The 20,724-nt window shown below is 70.2% G+C and carries 19 protein-coding genes and 1 pseudogene; 11 read left to right on the forward strand and 9 right to left on the reverse strand.

The features are described 5' to 3' along the window. Window positions 1–214: 214 nt before the first annotated feature. Entirely contained in the window at window positions 215–3,640 is a 3,426-nt protein-coding gene (locus HOO61_RS18030) for a heavy metal translocating P-type ATPase (protein WP_172260931.1), read from the reverse strand. Between the two features lie 63 nt (window positions 3,641–3,703). Next, entirely contained in the window at window positions 3,704–3,934 is a 231-nt protein-coding gene (locus HOO61_RS18035; RefSeq protein WP_172260933.1) for a heavy-metal-associated domain-containing protein, read from the reverse strand. A 221-nt stretch (window positions 3,935–4,155) separates the two neighbouring features. On the opposite strand from HOO61_RS18035, the gene HOO61_RS18040 reads away from it, so the two are divergent. Then, window positions 4,156–5,271 (forward strand): ATP-binding protein, encoded by a 1,116-nt coding sequence (locus HOO61_RS18040; RefSeq protein WP_172260935.1) that lies wholly within the window; start codon window positions 4,156–4,158, stop codon window positions 5,269–5,271. A gap of 274 nt (window positions 5,272–5,545) precedes the next feature. Here the strand turns inward: HOO61_RS18040 and HOO61_RS18045 are convergent, their stop codons facing one another. Next, the gene (locus tag HOO61_RS18045; protein WP_172260937.1) at window positions 5,546–6,373 is read right to left on the reverse strand and encodes a hypothetical protein; all 828 of its coding nucleotides are present in this window, start codon (window positions 6,371–6,373) and stop codon (window positions 5,546–5,548) included. Between HOO61_RS18045 and HOO61_RS18050 the strand changes: the two genes are divergently transcribed. The 6 genes and pseudogenes from HOO61_RS18050 (at window position 6,372) to HOO61_RS18070 (ending at window position 11,182) form a co-directional block, all read left to right on the forward strand. Continuing rightward, window positions 6,372–6,962 (forward strand): helix-turn-helix transcriptional regulator, encoded by a 591-nt coding sequence (locus HOO61_RS18050; protein WP_172260939.1) that lies wholly within the window; start codon window positions 6,372–6,374, stop codon window positions 6,960–6,962. The two genes, HOO61_RS18045 and HOO61_RS18050, sit on opposite strands and share 2 nt — an antisense overlap. Window positions 6,963–7,099: 137 nt before the next feature. Further along, window positions 7,100–7,732, forward strand: a complete 633-nt coding sequence (locus HOO61_RS18055) for a DJ-1/PfpI family protein (protein WP_172261088.1) — start codon at window positions 7,100–7,102, stop codon at window positions 7,730–7,732. 170 nt (window positions 7,733–7,902) lie between these two features. Next, the gene (locus tag HOO61_RS18060) at window positions 7,903–9,111 is read left to right on the forward strand and encodes an FAD-dependent oxidoreductase (protein ID WP_172260941.1); all 1,209 of its coding nucleotides are present in this window, start codon (window positions 7,903–7,905) and stop codon (window positions 9,109–9,111) included. A 265-nt stretch (window positions 9,112–9,376) separates the two neighbouring features. Then, window positions 9,377–9,910, forward strand: a pseudogene (locus HOO61_RS25000) (MFS transporter); the annotation flags it as partial. Window positions 9,911–10,082: 172 nt separating this feature from the next. Continuing rightward, window positions 10,083–10,724: a hypothetical protein gene (locus tag HOO61_RS24285; RefSeq protein ID WP_253942532.1), complete on the forward strand. Its 642-nt coding sequence runs from the start codon at window positions 10,083–10,085 to the stop codon at window positions 10,722–10,724. A 281-nt stretch (window positions 10,725–11,005) separates the two neighbouring features. Further along, window positions 11,006–11,182 carry a hypothetical protein gene (locus HOO61_RS18070; protein ID WP_172260945.1) on the forward strand — a complete coding sequence of 59 codons (177 nt, stop codon included), beginning with the start codon at window positions 11,006–11,008 and terminating at the stop codon, window positions 11,180–11,182. Between the two features lie 499 nt (window positions 11,183–11,681). Here HOO61_RS18070 and HOO61_RS25005 read toward each other — a convergent pair whose 3' ends face one another. From HOO61_RS25005 to HOO61_RS18085, 4 genes are all read right to left on the reverse strand, one after another. After that, window positions 11,682–11,999: an isochorismatase family protein gene (locus tag HOO61_RS25005; protein WP_367650245.1), complete on the reverse strand. Its 318-nt coding sequence runs from the start codon at window positions 11,997–11,999 to the stop codon at window positions 11,682–11,684. After that, complete coding sequence (locus tag HOO61_RS23800; RefSeq protein WP_216659054.1) at window positions 11,954–12,271, reverse strand: isochorismatase family protein; 318 nt, start codon at window positions 12,269–12,271, stop codon at window positions 11,954–11,956. The genes HOO61_RS25005 and HOO61_RS23800 overlap by 46 nt, the downstream gene beginning before the upstream one ends. A gap of 62 nt (window positions 12,272–12,333) precedes the next feature. Next, a complete protein-coding gene (locus tag HOO61_RS18080; protein WP_216659055.1) occupies window positions 12,334–13,257 on the reverse strand; it encodes an alpha/beta fold hydrolase in 924 nt (307 codons plus the stop codon). Window positions 13,258–13,286: 29 nt separating this feature from the next. Continuing rightward, the gene (locus HOO61_RS18085) at window positions 13,287–13,649 is read right to left on the reverse strand and encodes a hypothetical protein (protein WP_216659056.1); all 363 of its coding nucleotides are present in this window, start codon (window positions 13,647–13,649) and stop codon (window positions 13,287–13,289) included. Between the two features lie 71 nt (window positions 13,650–13,720). On the opposite strand from HOO61_RS18085, the gene HOO61_RS18090 reads away from it, so the two are divergent. The 4 genes from HOO61_RS18090 to HOO61_RS18105 all read left to right on the forward strand — a co-directional run bounded on the left by HOO61_RS18090 (window position 13,721) and on the right by HOO61_RS18105 (window position 16,872). Further along, the gene (locus HOO61_RS18090; protein WP_172261090.1) at window positions 13,721–14,317 is read left to right on the forward strand and encodes a helix-turn-helix domain-containing protein; all 597 of its coding nucleotides are present in this window, start codon (window positions 13,721–13,723) and stop codon (window positions 14,315–14,317) included. After that, entirely contained in the window at window positions 14,317–15,195 is an 879-nt protein-coding gene (locus tag HOO61_RS18095) for a CPBP family glutamic-type intramembrane protease (protein WP_172260949.1), read from the forward strand. The genes HOO61_RS18090 and HOO61_RS18095 overlap by 1 nt, the downstream gene beginning before the upstream one ends. Window positions 15,196–15,227: 32 nt before the next feature. After that, window positions 15,228–16,184: a CPBP family intramembrane glutamic endopeptidase gene (locus HOO61_RS25010; RefSeq protein ID WP_172260951.1), complete on the forward strand. Its 957-nt coding sequence runs from the start codon at window positions 15,228–15,230 to the stop codon at window positions 16,182–16,184. Window positions 16,185–16,356: 172 nt separating this feature from the next. Next, window positions 16,357–16,872 (forward strand): GNAT family N-acetyltransferase, encoded by a 516-nt coding sequence (locus tag HOO61_RS18105; RefSeq protein WP_172260953.1) that lies wholly within the window; start codon window positions 16,357–16,359, stop codon window positions 16,870–16,872. 177 nt (window positions 16,873–17,049) lie between these two features. On the opposite strand, the gene HOO61_RS18110 is transcribed toward HOO61_RS18105, so the two are convergent. Then, window positions 17,050–17,592 carry a cysteine hydrolase family protein gene (locus HOO61_RS18110; protein ID WP_216659058.1) on the reverse strand — a complete coding sequence of 181 codons (543 nt, stop codon included), beginning with the start codon at window positions 17,590–17,592 and terminating at the stop codon, window positions 17,050–17,052. A gap of 359 nt (window positions 17,593–17,951) precedes the next feature. After that, on the reverse strand, window positions 17,952–20,693 hold the full coding sequence (locus HOO61_RS18115) for an AAA family ATPase (RefSeq protein ID WP_367650240.1): 2,742 nt from the start codon (window positions 20,691–20,693) through the stop codon (window positions 17,952–17,954). Window positions 20,694–20,724: the final 31 nt, after the last annotated feature.

Genomic DNA, 20,724 nt, shown 5'->3' on the forward strand with positions numbered 1-20,724 from the left:
TCCTGCCGCTGTCCATCACGACCGGCATCGGTACGTACAAGTCCACCGACAACGGGGCGACCTGGCGCTGGTCGCGGGCAAAGGGACCACTGAAGCGCGCCCAGTGCCCGTGGGGTGGGCAGAGAGATGGCTCGCTCAAGGACTGGGTTGAGTTGAAGCCTTCGCGGTCCGGGGACCGCGAGCAACCTTCCCGCACGCGCGAGGAGAGGCCCGGTCAGTGGGGATCAGGGTCGCCTTCGCTGTGCGGTGCGTCGGTGTGGATGACGAACGGGACGGTGATGACATGGTCGTCGGCGAGCCGGAACTGGGCGAACAGCCGGTAGGCGCCGGGCTCCTCGAACCGGACGTGTAGCCCCAGGTCGGGACCGAACTGGGTGCCGGGGACGGCGAGAACCGGCCGGCCCTGGTCGTCGACGGTTTCCGCGTGCCGGTGCGAGAACCGTGTGCCGTCGGCGGAGATGACCGCGACGTGCCCAGCGGCGCCGAGGTAGGGCTGGAGGTCGTCGGCCGGCTCACCGGTGGTCGCGTCGGTGAACTCGAAGTGCAGGTCACTCACGTCGACGAGGACGGCGTCGCCGTGCAGGTCGACTCGAACTCCCGCCTCCACCTGAGTGCGGACGTCATCGGTCGGCACCCGCACCGGTGCCGGGGCAGTACCGGCGACCTGCAGCGGGCTCGTGGCGAGCACGTCAGTCATCTGGCCTTGCTGCCGGAACTCGATGTGCGCGGTGTAGTCGCCCCCGGTCGGGAACTCAGCGGTCACGGCGAACACTCCCGGCGTGCCGGTCGGCTCGGGGTGGATGTGCGCGAACGTGCCGAGGTCGGCCCGCGTCAGGATGAGGTGCATCCACACCTGGTGGGTGCGGACCAGGTCCTCGATCGGCTCGCCGGTCTCGGTGTCGCGCACCGACACGGTCAGCGTGGTCGGCTGGCCGGGCACGATCGGGGACGGACCGTCGACGGTCACGCTCAGGCCGGCGTCGTTGGGCGTGATCGGCTCGACTTCGGTCTCCTCCATGACTGACATGGCGGGCCGCATGGGCATGCCCATTCCTTCGGACCAGGCGAGCAGCCCGTTCATGCCGCGCTCGGCGGCGTCGGTGCGGGACGCGGCGGTGAACCCGGCGCCCAGGGCGAGTGCGAGGACGGCGACGGTGGCCAGGTAGGCCCACTGGCTGGCCCGGGCGCGCAGGGGCGGGTGCTCGAGCTCGGCCACGGTGGCGGGCGGGGTGAAGCGGCGCAGCCGCAGCGCGTTGGTGACCACGCTGACCGAGCTCATGGCCATCGCGGCCGAGGCCAGCACCGGGTCCAGGAGCAGGTCGTGCCACCAGTACAGGGCGCCGCCCGCGACGGGGATGAGCAGCACGTTGTACGCGAATGCCCAGGCCAGGCCCTGCTTGATGGTGGCGACAGTGCGCCGGGACAACGCGATGGCGGAGACGATGGTGCGCAGGTCCCCGCCGACCAGCGTGATGTCGGAGGCGGCGATGGCGACGTCGGTGCCGGTGCCGATCGCGATGCCAAGGTCGGCTTGGGCGAGGGCCGGGGCGTCGTTGATTCCGTCCCCGACCATGGCGGTGGTGTGCCCGGCGGCCTGGAGGGAGGCGACCCGGTGGGCCTTGTCTGCGGGGAGCACTTCGGCCATCACGTGGTCGATGCCGACCTGGGTGGCGATGGCGTGGGCGGTGCCGGTGTTGTCGCCGGTGACCATCCACACCTCGAGGCCTAGCGCTTTGAGCTGGGCGATCGCGTCGGCCGACTCCGGCTTGATCGGGTCGGCGACCACGAACAGGCCGGCCAGCTGCCCGTCGACGGCGGCGTACATCGGGGTGCCGCCCTGAGCAGCGGCCTCCGCAGCGGTCTCGGCCAGCGGCGCGGTGTCGATCTGCTGGGCCCCCATGTGGGTCTGGTTGCCGACCAGGACCTGCGGCTCGCCCTCGGTGGTCCGCAGTGTCGCGATGATGCCATGCCCGGGGACGGCCTCGAACGACGTCGTACGGATGCGCCCGTCGTGCGATCCGTGGTGGGTGGCGTGGGCGGTGATGGCGGCGGCGACGGGGTGCTCGCTGCCGGTTTCGGCTTCGCCGACCAGGGCGATGAGTTCGTCGCGGCGGTGCGCCCACGAGGTGGTGGTGTGCACGGCGGTCAGGTCGGGGCGGCCTCGGGTGATGGTGCCCGTCTTGTCCAGGACCACGGCGGTGACTCGGCGGGTGGTCTCCAGCGCTTCGCCGTCTCCGATGAGGATGCCGAGCTCGGCGGCCTTGCCGGTGCCAACCATGACCGCCGTCGGGGTGGCCAGACCGAGCGCGCAGGGGCACGCGATGATGAGGATCGCGACGGTGGTGTTGATGGCCAGGGTGAGGGACCCACCGGTCCCGGTTCCGGCCAGCGTGGCCCAGAGGACGAAGTTCGCGGCGGCGACCAGCAGGACCGCGGGGACGAACCAGGCGGCCGCTGTGTCGGCGAGCCTCTGCATGGGGACCTTCGAGCCCTGGGCGTTCTCGACCAGGTGGACGATCTGCGCGAGGGTGCCGTCGGCGCCGGTGGCCGTGACCTCCACCAAGAGGCTGCCGGTGCCGTTGAGGGTCGCGCCGATGACCGTGTCGCCGGCGGTCTTCGTGACGGGCACGGACTCCCCGGTGAGCATCGATTCGTCGACGCTGGAGGTGCCCTCGACAACCGTGCCGTCGAGGGGGATCTTTTCTCCGGGTCGGACCCGGACGACCGCCCCGACCCCCACCTCGTCCAACGGCAGGTCGGTCTCGGTGAGGTGTCCGTCGGGGTGGCGGGTGACGATCCGGGCGGTGGTGGGGACGAGCCCGACGAGCGCCTTGATGGAGGCGGCGGTGCGCTTCTTGGCGCGCAGTTCGAGCCAGCGGCCCATCAGGACGAGCGCGACAATGACCAGGGCCGTTTCGAAGTACACGTGCAGGGGCAGGCCCCACTTCTCGGCGAGGCCGGGCCACAACGTGACGAACGCGGAGTAGCCGTAGGCGACGCCCGTTCCGAGCGCGACGAGGGTGTTCATGCTGGTGCCGCGGTGCTTGGCCACGGCCCAGGCGGCCTTGTAGATGTCTGCGCCGGCCCAGGCCTGCACGACCGTGGCGACCACGAAGATGGCGGGCATGAGCCAGTCCATGGTGTCCAGGTGGATCGGCACGTACATGATCGCCATCAGCCCCAGGCCAGTGGTGAGCGCGACCTGCCAGCGCCTCTTCAGTGCGGCGATCTCGTGGTCGCGGCGCCGGTCGAGTTCGTCGACCTGGTCACCCGCTGCACCGGACTCGGGTCGCGTCGCAGGGGCGCTCTGGGAGGCGGGGGAAGCGTTCGTGTCGGCGGAGGCCGAGGCGTTGGCGGTGGGTCGCGGGGTGCCGGTGTAGCCGGCCTTCACGACCGCCTCGGTCATCGTCTGGGTGGACGTGGTCTGCGGTTGGTAGGTGACCACCGCGGTCTCGTTCGCCAGGTTGACCGTGGCCGTGACCACCCCGTCGACCCTTTTGAGGGCCTTCTCGACGCGGCCCACGCAGGAGGCGCAGGTCATTCCGCCGATGTCGAGGGTGCACTCGACGGTGGTGTTCTCGCTGCCCGGGGCCGGGGTGTTGGTCCCAGGGTGGGCGCTGTTGGGGGTGGTCACGGTCATGGTGTGCTCCGTTTGTGGCGGGGGATGCGGTGAGCTGCGAGGCCCTCGGAAGGGCGTGATGCGTCAGGAGACGAGCTGGTAGCCGGCCTCGTCGATCGCGTGGGCGACCTGCTGCGGGTCCAGGGGCTGGTCGTGGGTGACCGTGACCTCACCGGTGGGCAGGCTGACCTGGACGGTCTGGACGCCGGGCAGGGCGTCGAGTTCACGGCCGACGGCCATGGCGCAGTGGTCGCAGGTCATGCCGGCTACCTGAAGGCTGGTCGTGGTGCGGGTGTCGGGGCTGGAGGTCGTCATGCGCGTGTCCTGTCTGTGCGGGGCTCCGCCCGGGTGGCGAAGTGACAGCACTGATGCTGCGCCGGCGGGTGATGGGGTCGCACCGGCTGAATCACCGGGTTCGTCACCGGGTTCCTCGTCCGTCGCGCCGGTGACGCGGCGGGCCTCTGCGTCGACGCCGGTGGCGGCCGATGCCACGTTCGGTCCGGCGCGATGTCGCGCGATGGAGGTAACCTCGCGCCGTGCGGATCCACGGGCGGGGGGTCGAGCAGGCGCAGATCGGTGCCCTGCTTGAGTCGGCACGTGCGGGGACCGGCGGCGTGCTGGTCGTGCGCGGCGAGCCGGGCGTCGGGAAGTCCGCACTGCTGGCCGACGCCGTCGCCCCTCTGCTGGTCGACCCGAGCGTAACGGTGCTCCGCACCCAGGGCATTGAGTCCGAGGCGCCGCTACCGTTTGCCGCGCTGCAGCGGCTGTTGCGGCCGCTGATGCGCCGGCATGCGGATGACATCGCGGCGCCGCAGGCCCACGCGCTGCGGGTGGCGTTCGGGGAGGAGGTCCACGATCAGGACGGCTCTCCGAGCGCGGCCGATGGTGACCGGTTCCGGGTGTTCCTGGGCACTCTGAACCTCGTCTCGGCCGCGGCCGAGACGCAACCGGTCGTCGCCGTCATCGACGACGCCCACTGGCTGGACGAGGCGTCAGCCGCGGCCCTGCTGTTCGCGGCCCGGCGTCTGAACATGGAGCGCGTCGCGCTGCTGTTCGGAGCCCGAGACGGGGACGTGCGCACCTTCGACGCCGGAGACCTGCCCACTCTCCTGCTGGGCGGCCTCGATCGGACGGCAGTGGGCGACCTGCTCGCCGACCGGTCTGGGGGTGTCGTATCCCCGGAGGTGTCCGCGCAACTGCTCGCCGCGACGGGCGGGAACCCGTTGGCGCTCGTGGAGCTGCCCGAGGTTCTCACGGCCGGCCAGCTCGAAGGCAGCGCGCCGCTGCCTGGGCGGCTGCCGGTCACGGGCGGCGTCGAGCGGGTGTTCGCCGAGCGCGCCGAGCGTCTCGGCTCGGACGCGCAGCGTCTGCTTCTGATCGCGGCCACCGACGACTCGACCGAGATCGCGGTCATCCGCGCCGCGGCCCGTGCGCTGGGCGTGGACCCTGACGCCCTGGACGAGGTCGAGCGGTCCGGGCTGGTCACCGTGACGGACGGGGTGCTGGAGATGCGGCATCCCCTGGTGCGTTCGGCCATCTACACCGGCGCCACCACGGTCGCGCGTCGGGCCACACACCAGGCTGGCCGACGCGCTGACACCCGACCCGGTTGCCGCGTCCCAGGCTTCAACGGCGGTGTCGGGACGTGCTGATCCCGACCGGCGCGCTTGGCACCGCGCCGCCGCCGCGGACGAACCTGACGAGTCCGTGGTCGCTGACCTCGACGAGGCCGCCGCACGCGCACACCGCCGCGGTGCGCACGAAGCCGCCGCCCGGGCCTACGAACGCGCCAGCGAGCTCACCACCGACACGGAGGGTCGAGCCCGCCGGCTCTACCTCGCTGCCCGGTGCGCCTGGCTGACCGGACAACCCGTCCGGGCTCGCGGCCTCAGCGAGGCGGCGCTCGTCCACGTCACCGACCCCGGGTTACGTGCCGACATCGCGAGGCTTCGCGCGCGGGTGGAGTGGAACACCGGGTCCGTCCAGCTCGGCCACCGGATGATCCTGCAGGCCGCCGCAGAGGTCGCTAGCCATGACCCGGCCCGGGCCCGGGAGATGGCGATGTTCGCTGCCGCGATCGCCGCGTTCGGTGGGGACTCCGGCATCGACGTCCGGCCTCTCGACTTCGCCAACCCACCCGGCCCCGGGGCCCCCGCTCGCGAGCAGGCATTCGCCGACCTGTTGATCGGGCTCGACCACGTCGTGCACGACCGATGGAACGACGCCGCAACGGTCATGGAGCGGCTGTTCGCCACCGCCGAGGTCCTCGACGCTGATGACCAGGACCTGCTGCCCAACCTGGGCATCGCCGCGTTGCACGTGGGCGACGACGCTGCCGCCTCCGAGTACCACCGCCGGCTGCTGTCGCGAGCCCGGGACACCGGCGCGATGGTGATGGTGCTGTACGCCCAGACCCGACTCGCGCTGACCGACGTCGCCACCGGAGCCTGGTCGTCGGCCGAAGCACGTTGCGCCGAGGCCGTCGCTCTGGGTGAGGAAACCGGCCAGCCAGTTCTTGCGACGATGCCGAAGGCGTTGCAGCTCCTCATTGCCGCACGACGCGCCTCGGGGGCCTACGAGCCGCTGCTGGTGGAGGTCGAGGCAGCGCTGGGCGCGCAGGCCGTCGGCATCCTGGACGGGATCTGCCGCGATCTGGTGAGGTGGGCGAAAGGGCTCCACGCGTTGGGTTCCGGCGCCAAGCCCACCGCCGCGTTCCACCAGTTCGGTCAGATCTCGCGACATCACCAAGCGCATGGCCGGCGTCGACCGGGTCGAAACGGCGGTGGCCGCGGGTCAGGACGCGGCCGCGCGTTTGTGGGTCGAGGATCTCGCCACGTTCGCCGACGCGACCGGTCAAGCGTGGGCCCGTGCTGCTGCGGCTCATGCGCTCGCCCTCGTGGACCCCGACAGGGCCGAGGAGCACTTCGAGGCCGCGTTGGCGGCGCACCCGAACTCCGGCGGGCGGGTGTTCGACCGGGCCCGAACCCATCTCGCCTACGGCGAGTGGCTACGCCGCAACCGCCGACGCGTCGACGCCCGCGAGCAGCTTCGCGTCGCGCTGGCCACGTTCGAGGACCTCGACGCCAAGTCCTGGGCGGACCGCGCGGCCGCCGAACTCCGAGCATCGGGGGAAACCGCTCGCAAACGCGACGACTTCGAGCCACTCAAACTCACCGCGCAGGAACTCGCCGTCGCCACCCAGGTTCAACAGGGCCTGTCCAACCGTGAAGTCGCCGCGCAACTATTCCTCTCCCCGCGGACGGTGGACTTTCACCTGCGGAACGTGTTCGTCAAGACCGGCGTCACGTCCCGGGTCGAGCTTGCTCAGCTCGCCCTCACCTGACGATCCGGACACGCGGTCCCGCAGAACCCGGCGATTTCACCGGCGCGACCCGGTCACGTCGGTTCGTAGCGTTTGTCGTCCCAGCCACCGCATCCCGCGGCGGCCGTCAAGGCGAGGAGCCTGCCGTGCAGACCACGATGAGCGTCGCGATCTTGCTGTTCGACCGGGTCACTGCCCTTGATGCGGTTGGGCCCTACGAGGTTCTCTCGCGTCTGCCGGGCAGCCGCGTCACTTTCGCCGGCGAGCGTCTCGGCCCGGTTCGTACCGACACCGGCCACCTCGCGTTGCACGTCGACGCCACCCTCAAGGACGTCGAGACCGCCGACGTCCTCGTCATCCCGGGCGGCATCGGGCAGCAGGCTCACATGGCTGCTGGGGCGGTCCACGACTGGGTGCGCCACCTCGACACCACCACGACCTGGACGACGTCGGTGTGCACCGGGTCGCTCATCCTGGCCGCAGCCGGCCTCCTGCGAGACCGATCGGCGACCAGCCACTGGATGCGTCGCGGGGATCTTGCCCACTACGGCGCCACTCCGACCGACATGCGGGTGGTGTTCGACGGTAAGTACGTCACCGCCGCTGGCGTATCAGCCGGTATCGACATGGCCCTCACGCTGGCAGACAAGATCGCCGGCTGCCGCGCCACTGAAGCCATCCAGTGCGGCATCGAGTACGACCCGCATCCGCCCTACGACGCCGGCCACCCCGACAAGGTCGATCCCGGCATCGTCGCTGGCCTGCAGACCCTCAAGAACGTCCTCTTCTAGCTTCCACCAGCACCACAACCCCACCCGCACCCCGGCCCCAGCCCCAGCCCCAGCCGAGGTTCCCCACAGTCGGGTCCGCGGGCCGCAGGGACCCCCCAGGCGTGCCCCCGACGCCGCACCCGCGGCCCGCGGACCCTTTCCACCCTTCGTCTCGAACCAGGAGCCGCACCGTGACCACACCCGCCGCCCCGCACACGCCGGACAACAACCCTGGCCACGCGGAGACACCCGTCGACGCTCGGAAAGAGCAGGACGCGCTCGATGTCATCGTCATCGGAGCGGGCCAGGCGGGCCTCGCCGTCGCATGGCACCTGACCCAGCAGCACGCCCGGTTCGTTGTACTCGACGCGGCCCCGCAACTCGGCCACTCCTGGCGCACCCGATGGGACTCGCTGCGACTCTTCTCCCCGGCCCAGTACGACTCACTGCCGGGCATGGACTTCCCCGCCGCTCGGGACACCTACCCCGGCAAGGACGACGTCGCCGACTACCTCGCCGGCTACGCCGAGCAGTTCCAGCTGCCCATCCTCCTCGGACATCGCGTCACCCGGCTCCAGCATCACCCGACCACGAACGGACAGCCGCCGGTGTTCACGGTGCACACCAGCCACGGGCCGCTTCGCGCGCGACAGGTCGTGGTGGCCACAGGCGCGTTCCAGAAGCCCCACCGACCCAGCTTGGCCGACGCCCTCGACGACCGAGTCGTGCAGGTGCACTCCGCGCACTACCGCAACCCCGACCAGCTTCCTCCCGGGCCCGTGCTGGTCGTCGGAGCCGGTAACTCTGGCCTGCAAATCGCTGAGGAGCTGGCCACCCACCCCACCCCCGCCGGCAACAACATCAAGGACGGCGATCCTGAACGCCCGGTGCACCTCGCGGTCGGCACGACGCCGCCACAGCTGCCGCAACGGTTCGCGGGCCGTGACCTGTTCTGGTGGCTTAGCAAGACGGGCGCAATCCACAAGCCGGCCACCTCTCTTCTCGCCCGACGCATGCGGGCCCGGGGAGACGTGGTCATCGGCACCAGCCTGTCCCGGGTCAAGAGCTTGGGCGTCAACGCACGCTCGCGGGTGACCGGGGCCGGACCGCACGGCGTCGAGTTCGCCGACGGCACCCGGCTCGCCCCGGCGAGCGTGATCTGGTCGACCGGGTTCACGGCCGACTACACCTGGATGGACGTGCCCGGCGTCATCACCGACACACCTCGCGGGGGCACCGTGGTCCATGAGCGAGGCGTCACTGCCGTTCCCGGGCTGTACTTCATCGGGCTGCCTTGGCAGCACTCTCGCGGTTCAGCGCTGCTCGGATTCGTCCGACACGACGCGGCCTGGCTCGCCGACCGGCTGTACGCCGACCGCACCCAGCTCGCCGGTCTGTAGCGACCAACGCGACCCGCCTGACCCGGCCAATCTGCGTGACGGAGTGGGTGGCGCGATGGCCCGAACGGGGCGTTGACGACGCCGATGCCGCCGCGTAAATCTGGAAGGTATGGGAGGACCGGAAGGTCGCACGGAAGCTGCCGTGGGGACAACGACACAGGACCGGTTTGAGGTGGCGTGGGCGGGTCAGTGGCGGGCGCTGCGCCGCACCACCGGACGCCAGCGGCGTGCGCTCGGCTCCAGCTGGGTGGGGTTCTTCGTGGACATGGTCGACATCTACTTGCCCGTGATCGCCCTCGCGCCGGCCATCGCGTACTTCCAACCCGAGACACTCGCCGCCGGCCAGGCCGGCACATTGTTCTTCGTCACGTTCGCTGCCACCCTCCTGGGGCGACCCGTCGGGGCACTGATCTTCGGCCACCTCGCCGACACCATCGGTCGCCGGCGGGTCACGCTCGCCTCGATCGCCGGGTTCAGCGTCTGCACAATCCTCATCGGCCTACTGCCCGGTCACGCCACCTGGGGACTAGCGGCACCGGCCGCGCTGATCGGCCTGCGCTTCCTCGACGGCATCTTTCTCGGCGGCGAGTACACCGCGGCCACACCCCTCGCGTTCGAGCATTGTCCGCCCCGCGCCCGCGCCCTGTTCGGTGGCCTGCTGATGAGCGCCTACGCGGCCGCGTACGCCGCTGTTTCCGCGCTCGTGCTTGTCCTTCTCCTTGTGCTGCCCGCCGGTGCCTACCAAGCATGGGGGTGGCGCGTGCCGTTCCTTGCCGGCGGTCTGGCCGGGCTGGTGTTCCTCCTGTGGAGAACACGCGTCCCGGAGTCGCCGCTGTGGGAGGCATCCGCGGCTTCGCGTCAGGGATACGAAGGTTGCGGCGACGCCGGGGGAGACCTACGGGCTTTCGCACGGCAGGCTCCCGTGCAGGTGCTTCTGTCCGGCGTCACGGCGCGACTTCGTTCAGGTTCTCGTGCTGATGGTCGGCCTGTGGCTGGTCGCCACCAGCGTCGTGTCAGTGCTGCCGCAGCGCCTGCTCGCGCACATTGGCCAGTCCCCGGTCTGGGTCACCACGGTGCTCCTCGCCGCGCAACCGGTCGTGATCGGTGGGTTCGTAGCGGCTGGTATGACCAGCCAGAAGGTCGGACGTCGTCGTGCTCTCGCCCTGGGTGCCACGGTGTCCGGGACCGCCGGCTTCACCTGCTACGTCCTTACGTTGACGCTTCCGGTTGCTGGCTGGCTACTCGCCGTCCTGGTGGTGGCGACCGAGCTGACGACCCTGGCGGTGTGGGGAGTAGTCACCTCCTACGTCAACGAGCGCTTCGCCACGAACGTCCGCGCCACGGGGTTCGGCATGGCGTACAGCCTGGCGCTCGCCCCGGCCAGCTTCTATGCGTTCTACCTGACCGGGCTCACCCGGCTGATGCCCGAACGTCTCACCCAGCTCATGCTTCTTGGTGTGGGCAGCCTGATGGCGTTCGGCGGAGCCTGGTGGGGCCCGGAGACACGTGACGTCGACCTCGCGAGGGTCGGTGCGCCGCAAGCGATCGACGCCCCCGCGGACGTCACAAGCACTGGCGTTGCCCCCGCCACGCCCTTGCGGCAAGACCAGTAGCGGTTGCGCGATTCAGCCACGCGCAGCAGGCACCAGGTAGAGGCCCACGGTGGGGCAAACCCGTGCCTAGGAGGTGCGCCCTGCGCCACGACACCTCCCGGGCCAGCCGGCCGCCGTCAGGCGGATGCGCCGCGGCGCCGTGCGGCGCATCCGCTCCCGCGGACCACCCCCGAGCAGAACCCGGCAGTCTCACCGGCGCGACCAGATGGCCTCCAAGGCAAGTGTTGTCTCCATCAGCATCCCGCCCACGCAGCAACCTGAGACAGCAGGAGGTGGCCGTCATGGCCAAGCAGAGAATCCTCGAGGAGGAGTCCGGAGTCAGCACCACAAGCCACCCGCGCCACCCGCACAACGGCTACTACGCCGGCGACTTCACCGACGTGCCGTTCCGTAGCCCCCGTGCCGCCAAGGGCGCGCAGATGTTCGCGGGTGTTGCCCGCTCCCACCCTCGCCCCTGAGCACGCGCGGGGCCCGGACGGCAGCCACGCATCGTGCTGTTCACACCCCACACACGGCGCGGGCGTGGGCACGATTTCCCGGCGTGTGAAGAGCGCCGGAATGAGGCTCGATTGGGGTCGCGCTTGGCTGCAGGAGAAGGACAAGACGCTTCACCAGAGATCGGCACGACCGGCGGGGCCGGCATACGGCACCGCATAGACCGGCCCGTGAAGCGGCGAACCGACGCAGCTTTGACGAGACCGGGCTGCGGGTGCTCCGTGACGCTGGGCCACCCACTACAGGGTGTGTTCCGCAAGGACTCGCCGCCGCCCTATGCGATTGCGGTGTGACAGCTCAGCGGTACGTCGTCGCGCGGATCGCGGCAGACATCCGGACGATGTGTGTCCCAGTTGGGATCCCTGGCTGATCGCAGCATCGCGTCACCCGGGGGTATTGGACTCCTCAGCGGCGGTACTCCGTCAGGGCGCTGGTAGCGCGGTCGCCGTTGTTCCGCTCCGGCTAGGCGTCGGGGGCTACCTCCAGCAGTTGTTGGGTGTTAGCCAGCGTTGCGAACTCTCCGTGCAAGTTCGTGGCGGTTACCGCTGCGAGCTGGTCCGCGCTGACGAGGGTCCCGTCTGGCGCCCGGCGGTCGAAGGTGTGGGTTGCGTCCAGGGCAAAGACGACGTGGTGTCCGAGGTTGGCACCGACGCGGGCGGTGGTCTCGCAGCAGTGGTTGGTAGTGATGCCTGCAACGACGAACCCGTTCAGTTTCTGGTCGTGCAGCCACCGATCTAGGTCAGGCTTGCCGTGAAAGCAGGAGTTGACCTGCTTGGTGATGGCAGGTCGGGGGTGCCGTTGACGACGTCCTTGAAGTCGTTTCCTGGCTGCCCGGGTCGTAGCGGTGAGTGGGGGTCGGTCGAGTTATGGCGGACGAACACCACGGGTCGGTGGTGGGCGCGCCACTCGGCCAGGAGGGAGGCGATGTTCTGCTCGCAGTGGGGGTTGTTGCGGGGTCCCCAGTAGTCGGCGTCGTCGAAGGCGCGCTGCACGTCCACGAGGAGCAGGGCGAGGCGGTCCAGGTCCGCGAGGTCTGGGGCGGGGATGTCCACGGGTGACAGTGTGGAGGAGGTCGGGTTCTCGTGGGCGGTCCTGCGCCGGGGCGAGGTCTGCTTCACCGGGTGCCGCCCACGTGTGCGCTGACCCAGTCCACGACGAGGCCGACGAGCTCCGCGTCGACGGGTTGGCGCATCTCGCGCCTGTATCCGGACAGGGACGCGGGTCCGGGCTGGGCTCGCAGGATGTGGCTCAGGTCGGCGAGCTCATGCGTCTCCACGTCGGCGGGGATGAGGTCGCGGATCGTGGCAAGGTCGGCGGCCGGGACCTGGAGGTCCTTTCCGCCGGTGACGGCGAGGACGGGCACGGTGATGCGGGTGAGGTCGGTGCGGGGGTCGTGGGCCATGAACTCGCGGTGCCAGCGCGCGTTGATCTTCGCGCCCTCAATGCGGGCCGCATCGGTCGTGGTTTCCTTGATCTTGGTGTGGGTCTTTGCCGTGCGCGCCTCCAAGTCGGTGCGCAGGAGCCGCAGCAAGCCACGGATCGCCCGGGGCAGGGTCGGTGCGATTTGCGCGGACTGCCAGCGCAGCAGCGCCTCTCCCGGCATTGCGGAGCAGCTCAGCAGGATCAGGCCTGATGTGGGTGCGCCAGCGGCGGCCAGGCCGGCGGCGTGGAGCGCGCCTTCGGAGTGGCCGAGGACGACGATCCGAGTTGGATCCACTTCGGGACGCGCGGCGAGGAACTCGAGGGCGGCTGCGGCGTCGTCGCGGTTGTCGTAGAAGCCGGCGGTGTGCCAGCTGCCGGTGCTCGCGCCGACGCCGCGTTTGTCGTAGCGGAAGGTCGCGACCCCTACCGTGCCGAGCGCATCCGCTAGCTGGCCGGTGATGCCCAGTGGCATGCGCTTGTGGTCGGAGTTCCGGTCGAGCGGTCCGGACCCCGGCAAGAGCAGGACGCCAGGGAACGGGCCCTCGCCACGAGGGACCGCGAGGGTGCCGGCAAGGGTCTTCACGCCGGACCGGAAGGTCACGGCGTGCTCGGGCACGGGAGCCTCCTGGGCGCGGTCGAGGGTGGTCATCGTGCGTGGTCCGAGGGGTGCGCTTCGAGCTCCTGCTTGAGCTTCTCGGGGGTGTCGGTGGTGATGAGCATGGTGGCGTAGCGGTGCCCCGAGAGTGTCAGCCGCACGGCCGGGCCGTGGCCCTGTACGGCAACCAGCGTCTTGCCGGTGCGCGAGCGCCAGGTGCCGAGCTTTCGCCGTCCTGGCAGGCCCAGACCGGGGGCGCGCAGTCCCTCCGCTGCCGCAAGCCCGTCTGGGACCACCTCGACGGTCGAGACGGCGGTGAGCGGGATGTCCTGGTCGCGGAGAAGTCCGGCGATCTTCTCGGCGCGGGTGAACGTGACGGTGAGCGTGGCGCCGTCCGCGGTGATCGTTGTCATGATTGACATTGTTATCACTCGTGGGAATGATGTCAATCATGACTCCTCCCCCCGATCAGTCTGAGCGACGCATGCGACCGGCTGACGTCGTACTGCACCCGGTCCGCATGCGGATCGTCCAGGCGTTCCTGGGCGACCGGGAGTTGACCACTAGCGACCTGCGCGCGGAGATCGCCGATGTCCCGAGCGCCACCTTGTACCGCCAAGTGGCCGCCCTGGCTCGAGGCGGAGTCCTCATCGTCGTGGACGAGACGCGCGTCCGCGGAGCCGTGGAACGCACCTACCGGCTGCGTACCGGCACGACGCTTGTTGACGGAAATCAGGCACGAGAGATGACTGTCGAGGAGCACCGACAGATGTTCTTGACCTTCGTCGTCGGGCTGCTCGCCGACTTCGACCACTACCTCGACCGCGGCGACGTCGACATGGCCCGCGACCTCGCCGGGTTCCGGCAGAACGCCATGTACCTGACCGACGAGGAGATGGCCGCGGTCGTTACCGAACTGCGAGCCGTCCTGGACCCCCGCATCGCCCTCCCGCCGGCGCCCGGGCGCACTCGGCGACTGTTCTCCACCGTCCTGATGCCCGACGCCAACGCACCGACCACCACCTCAACCACCACGCCCGGCAACGCCGGGCCGGCACCATCTCCGAAGGAACACGACTGATGAGCATGATGCAGACGGGCACCGCGCCCGCCGCCGGCCACCAGATGCCGGGCAGGAACCGCGGCACCCTGGTCGTCTTCTCCGCCGTCGCTTACGGCCTGTCCTGGGCCGTGTGGGGCACCGCGCTTGTCCAGCAGGCCGGGTGGATCGGCTGGTCCGTTCCTGCCGAACCGTTCGCGTTCCTGGCAGTGTCGGTTGCTGCGGTCGTCTCCACCGCCGTCTTCGGCGGACGCCCAGCCCTACGGTCGCTCGGGGCACGTCTGGTCCTGTGGCGGGTGCCGGTCCGCTGGTACGTCGCCGCGGTCGCCCTGCCTGCCCTCCCGGCGGTCGCCGCGCTCGGTCTCCACCTCGCGCTCGGCGGCCAGCACGACGTCCACGCCCTCGTGCCGTTGGCCGCGGCACTGCCGCTGTTGTTGAGCCAACTGGTCCTTCACCTGCTGACCGAGGAGGCCGGCTGGCGCGGTGTGGCCCTGCCGCACCTGCGCGCCGGCTTTGGCTCCTTGCCCGCTGGGCTACTCCTGGGTCTGCTGTGGGCCGGATGGCACATCCCGATGTTCCTCCTCGACGACACCCGCCAGACCTACCCGTTCGCCGGCTTCCTGGTCATGGTCGTGTCCATCAGCGTGGTCATGACCTGGGTGTGGGACCACACCGGCGGCAGCGTCCTGATCGTCGCACTGTTCCACGCAGCGATGAACACCGCCTGGGCCGTCCTCAACATCCTGTGGGGCGACGACCGCTTGTTCTGGCTCTGCGTCGCCTTCACCGTGACCCTCGCGGCTGTCGTTGCCGTCCGGCAACTTCGGGACACCACCGCGGCACCAGTGCCCGCACCTGGTGTCGCCACCCCCACCGCCGGCGCGGCCAGCCGCGCCTGACACCACCCCACAGCCAAGAAGGGCGCACCGTCGTGTCCCACACGCTGAAGGTTTACCTCGCCGTCGTTCTCGGGTGGGCGGCCCTCGCCGGAGCGCTGCTTCGGATCACCGGCATCGACCTCGACTCCCTCGCGGGGGCGGCAGTCATCGCCGTGCTTTACATGCCCTCACCGATGGTGGCGGCGCTGGTCGCGGAACGCGGACTTTGCCGCGACCGCTTACGGCTGCCCCGCCGCGGGGTGAGCTCAGTCGCCGCGTACCTGCTGCTGCCGGCCGGTGTCTTGGTCGCGTTCGTCCTGCTGTTCCTCGGTGCCGTGTTGGTCGGGGGCGATGTGCTCGGCCTCGACGCGATCGGTCGGCTCGCCCTGACTCAGGGGCAGATCATGGACGGCGCGGCCTCGCTCGTCGGGCAGGACGCGGTGGATGCAGCCGGTGCACCGCCCCCCGTCGCCGTGCTGCTGCTGGCGGGCCTGTGGGGTGCCCTAGTGGCCGGGTGGACGATCAACGGTGTCTTCGCGATGGGCGAGGAGTACGGATGGCGGGGCCTGATGTGGGAGGAACTCCGGGCCGCTGGACCGTTGCGCGCCAACCTGCTCATCGGCCTCGCCTGGGGTGTGTGGCACGCCCCGCTGATCGTCCAGGGCTACAACTACCCCGGGTTCCCCGGGCTCGGCGTCCTGGCGATGGTGGCGTTCTGTACCGGCATGTCGTTCGTCCTCACCGCGGTGCGCCAGCTGACCGGCAGCCTGATTCCCGTCGCCGCCACGCACGGCATGTTCAACGCCATCGCACCCATCCTGCTCATCCTCACCCCGGATGCCCACCTGATCCTCGGTGGTCCGCTCGGGCTGCTCGGTGCCGCGATCTTCGCTCTCCTAGGGGCAGCGGCCTGGGCAGTGACGCGTTGCGGGATTGCGCACGGCAACCTGGTATCCCATAACCGCTCGGGACGCTCCACTGGACCCGCAACCGCAGACAGCAGGCGGTGACCGGCGCGTCCCCGTCCCCAACCCCGGCGTCTCGCCCGACCCACTACTTCTCACCTGACGCCTACGCGGACATCGGCATGCGCGTACGTCTCGACCCCAGCGAATCACACCGCAATCGCATAGGGGGACTCGCTCATTGCTCGTTGACGGCTGCCGTGGCCATCATGGGCGCGTGCTTGATACCGGTGGCGTTGTGGTGGTCCGCGATCGCGATCCCTCCAGCCAGTGGGCGGCGGCCCGGATCTGGGCTGTCGCCACCGCTGAGCGCGACAACAAACCGGAACCGGCTCCGGTCGAGGCGGCGTTGCCCATCATCGAGAGAGGGCTGCGACCTGACGACGCGACGCTCCACCTGGCCTACCTGCGCGACGAACCCGTCGGGTTCGCCGTGGTCGTCGTGCAGCCCGGCGGCCTGGAGATCGTCTTCCTGGGTGTCGACCCTGACGCGTGGGGACGCGGTATCGCGAGCCGGCTCCTGTCCGACGTCACGGACTACGCAGCAGAGACATCGCGACCCGAGGTCGAGCTGTGGGTCTACGACGACAACGCCCGGGCCGTCGAGTTGTACCGGCGAGCGGGTTGGTCTGCTACCGACGACGTTCGAATCCACCCGACATCAGGTCGGCTCGAGCGACGCCACGTCCGAAGCGTTCTGGGAACGACTCGAGGGGTCGTCCCTCAGCAGTAGAGCCAACCATGAGCGGCCACGGCACCTCGGTCACACGTCGTCCACCTCGTCATTGTGGACGCGTAATAGGTCGACCGCCGCTGCCGCCTCGATGACCGACGTCGACGCGTCCGTTTGCAGGAGACACAGGCGGATGGGCGTCCTGGGGCGCGCTCGACGATCCTGCGCACACGTCAGCTACGGGGTAGGAGCGCCCGCAGTGACGGTTCGGGTGGTGACCACCGTGGCGAACTCGTCGTGCAGGTTGGTGCAGGTGGCGTGCGCGAGCTGGTCTGCGGTGAGCTCTCGGCCGTCGGGGCCCGTGCGGTCGAAAGTGTGTGTTGCGTCGGCTGCGAACAGCACTCGATAGCCGAGGTTGCCGCCGACGCGTGCCGTGGTCTCGCAGCAGTGGTTGGTTGTGATGCCGCAGATCACCAGCCCGTCGACCTGTCTCCGTTGCAGCCATCGGTTCAGGTCGGGGGTGCCGTGGAAGCTGGAGTTCACGCTCTTGCGGACCACCAGGTCAGGCTGGGCGGTGTCGAGGTACTCCTTGAGGTGGTTGCCTGACCGGCTCGGGTGAAGCGGACTGTCCGGGTTGGTCGAGTCGTGCTGCACGAACACCATGGGCAGGCCCGCCGCGGTGAAGGCGTCAACCAGTGAGGCGATGTTGCGGTCGGCATCAGGATTGTCGCGTGGCCCCCAGAAGGCCGAGTCGTCGAACCCGCGCTGCACGTCGACCACGATGAGGGCGGTCGTCGCTGCGAGGAGCCCGGAAGGGGTCGCCGCGGCTCGTGTGGTGTGTGGCATGTGGTCTCCCGTGTGAGGTGGGTGGTCGGGGGGTTAGCGGGAGCCCTGCGGGCGAGTGGGCCAGCGGCGGGGCCCTCGGGCGAGGCGTGCGAGGCGGTCATTCTCAGCGGCTCGCAGCCGGCGCTGGATCTCGTGGTCGGCAGCGGCTTGGTAGAACAAGTAGGTGGTCATGGTGATCTCCTCAGGTGCGGTGGGGGAGTCACCATCGTGTTCTCGACGGCGGGGCGGTCGCGCCGGGGAAATCGCCGGGGAGATTGCCGGGTCGGGGGTGACCTGGCCCTGCCGGGCCTGGGTCAGGCGAGGTCACCGGCGAGGGCCGCGAGTTCGGTGCGCGATGTGATGCCGAGCTTCGAGTACACGTTGCGCAGGTGGAAGTCGACCGTCCGGGGGCTGATGAACAGACGAGTGGCGACGTCCTTGTTGCTCAGCCCTTCCCGTACGAGGCCGGCGATCTGTGACTCCTGCGGTGTGAGGCCGGTGGCGACGAGGTTGGCGCCACGTCGGGCGGTCTCACCGGAGGCTCGTAGCTCTTGTCGGGCCCGTTCGGCCCAGAACCCAGCGCCGAGGCTCTCGAACGTGTCGAGGGCTTCGCGCAGCGGCACTCGCGCGTCGGTGCGACGGCGGCGACGGCGCAAGTGCTCTCCAAGGGCCAGCTGGGTTCGGGCGCGGGCGGGGAGGCGAGGCGACTTGGCGTGCCATTCCAACGCCTTGCCGAAGTTCTCCTCGGCGTCACCGTCGCCGACCAAGGCTTGCGCGTGGTAGACCGCGGCCCAGGCCCATGCCATGTCGGTTCCCTCAGCGAAGGCGCGGAGCTCGTCGAGCCACTCCTTGGCGAGGTTCGCCCGATCGGCGCGCACGGCGGTCTCGATGCGGTCGAGCGCGGTCAACCACCGTGCCACGGGTAGGTCGATCTGTTGCAGGTGGTGCAGAGCTGTGGCAGGTGTGACGTCGGACTGCCGAGCAGCGGCCCAGTGCGCGAGTCCGCGCACGATTCCCGCGACCGCGCCGTGAGGCGGACGCTGTTCGAGTTCGACGTCGAGTTCGCGCAGGTGTTGCGGGGCAGCCGCGTCGCCGCGCAACGCCGAGATGACGGCGAGCTCGGCAAGAGGTAGGGCGACGAGCTCGTGCAAGCCGAGGTTGCGGTCGAGCAGCAATGCTTCCTGGGCGGCCGATGCGGCTTCGCTCCACGCGCCGGTAGCGATGCGGAACACGACGCCTCGGGTGAGGGCGTGCTCGATCATGTTGACGGCGGAGGCGTCGCGGGCGTGCTGAAGCTGAAGGTCGTGCAGCCGGATTGCCCGCTCGTCATCGCCCAGGTGCATGGTCGCGATGGCGAGGTTGGCGTGGAGCAGCGGTGGTGCCGTCAGGGGCAGCGGGATGTCCCAGGCGCGTCGCAACGCCGTGGCCGCGGTCGCCCAGTCGTTACGGATGACGGCGGTGAATCCGTCGAGCAGCAAGCCGGCGACAAGTTCCTCCGGTGCTGCCTGTGGTGCGGGCGGCTCGACGATGGTGGAGGGGTCGGGAGCGTCGGCCGAGCGGGCGCCGAAGGATGCCAGGGCTGCGGCGAGCATGGCGAGGACCCGCGCGTGCGCAGGATCGTGGGGCGCTGCGGTCGTGGCTGCGTGGCACACGATCCGATAGCCCTCGTCGAGGGATCGGGTGTTCCACTCGACCTGGCCTTGAAGCTGAAGGAGTTCCGCGCGCAGGAGCGGGTCGTCGGCGTCCACGAGTGCGGCCCGGGTAAGGAGGTCGGTCTCAAGCGGGCGGCCGGCGGCGAGGTTGGCCCCGGCTGCGGCCAACAGGCGTTGGGCGCGCTCGTGGGGGTCGAGGGTGAGCTCGGCGGCACGGGCCCATGCGGCGGCGGCTGCTTCATGGCCGCCGCGGCGACTCGAGCGCTGGGCGGCCTCGTCGAGCGCTGCGACGACGTCGGGGTCAGGGCCATCGACGGACGCAGCCAGGTGCCAGGCGCGGCGGTCCTCGTGGGCGGTTCCGGCGAAGGCGTCGGCAAGCGCCCGGTGGGCCTGCCGGCGCCGTGAGCTCGTGGCGGCTCCGTAAATGGCGGACCGTACGAGCGGGTGGCGGAGCATGAGCCCGTCCGAGTCGATGCGGAGCAGCCCTGACTCCTCGGCAGTGTCGAACGCGTCGTCGGGTGCGCCGAGGGTGGCGGCAGCCCGGCCGACGGTGGCGGGGTGGCCGGAGTCGTCGGCGGCCACGACCAGGAGCAAAGTCTGGGCTGCGGTATCGAGCTTGCGGAAGCGGTCGAGGAAAGCGCGCTCGACACGTTCGGTGAGCGGAAGCCGTTCGGGGAGACGGTGTTGTCCGGTCAGCTGGTCGGCGGTGAGCGCGCCGCTCAGCTCGATGAGGCCGAGCGGGTTGCCGTCGGTGACTTCGACGAGTTCTTCGAGCACATGGGCAGCAATCGGAGCAGCGGCTTGGTCGGCGATGAGCTCGCCGGCAGCGGCAGCTCCGACCCCGCTCACGGTGAGGGTCGCGAGGTCCCGTGTGTCGAAGGCTCCGGACTCGTCGTCCCGGATGGCGAACATCAGTGCGACCGCTTCGCCCTCGAGTCGTCGCGCCACGAACAGCAAGGCTGCGGCGGAGGCGTCGTCGAGCCAGTGGGCGTCGTCGATGACCCCGAGGACGGGTTGGTCTCCGCCGACCTCGGAGAGCAGGTTCAGCGTGGCGAGGTAGACCAGGTGTCGGTCGCCGGCGGTCGCAGTCTCTTCGCCAAACGCAGCGCGCAGCGCTCGGGCCTGGGGCTCCGGGATCTGGTCGAGGCGGTCGAGCACCGGGCGGAGCAGACGGTGCAACGCCGCGAAGGGCAACGGCGCCTCGGACTCGACACCCCGCGTGCGCAGCACGGTCACACCAGTACCTTCACCCGCGTCCCGGGCAGCCGCGACCGCGTCATCGAGCAGGGCGGACTTCCCGACGCCCGGCTGGCCTCGCAGGACCAGCGCGGCTCCGTCGCCGGTTGCGGCGCGCTCGATGAGCGCGCGCAATGCTGCCTGCTCGGCCTCCCGTCCCCTCAGCACGGCGGCACCCTATCGAGCCGAACCGACACCA

Origin of the sequence: Nocardioides sp. zg-1230 (assembly GCF_013155335.1) — a bacterium.
GTDB lineage: Bacteria > Actinomycetota > Actinomycetes > Propionibacteriales > Nocardioidaceae > Nocardioides.

Coding starts and splice junctions, on each gene's coding strand:
- HOO61_RS18030 (WP_172260931.1), bottom strand. CDS start 3,640: ATGACCGTGACCACCCCCAACAGCGCCCACCCTGGGACCAACACCCCG.
- HOO61_RS18035 (WP_172260933.1), bottom strand. CDS start 3,934: ATGACGACCTCCAGCCCCGACACCCGCACCACGACCAGCCTTCAGGTA.
- HOO61_RS18050 (WP_172260939.1), top strand. CDS start 6,372: ATGGCCGGCGTCGACCGGGTCGAAACGGCGGTGGCCGCGGGTCAGGAC.
- HOO61_RS18045 (WP_172260937.1), bottom strand. CDS start 6,373: ATGCGCTTGGTGATGTCGCGAGATCTGACCGAACTGGTGGAACGCGGC.
- HOO61_RS18055 (WP_172261088.1), top strand. CDS start 7,100: ATGAGCGTCGCGATCTTGCTGTTCGACCGGGTCACTGCCCTTGATGCG.
- HOO61_RS18070 (WP_172260945.1), top strand. CDS start 11,006: ATGGCCAAGCAGAGAATCCTCGAGGAGGAGTCCGGAGTCAGCACCACA.
- HOO61_RS18085 (WP_216659056.1), bottom strand. CDS start 13,649: ATGACAACGATCACCGCGGACGGCGCCACGCTCACCGTCACGTTCACC.
- HOO61_RS18090 (WP_172261090.1), top strand. CDS start 13,721: ATGCGACCGGCTGACGTCGTACTGCACCCGGTCCGCATGCGGATCGTC.
- HOO61_RS18095 (WP_172260949.1), top strand. CDS start 14,317: ATGAGCATGATGCAGACGGGCACCGCGCCCGCCGCCGGCCACCAGATG.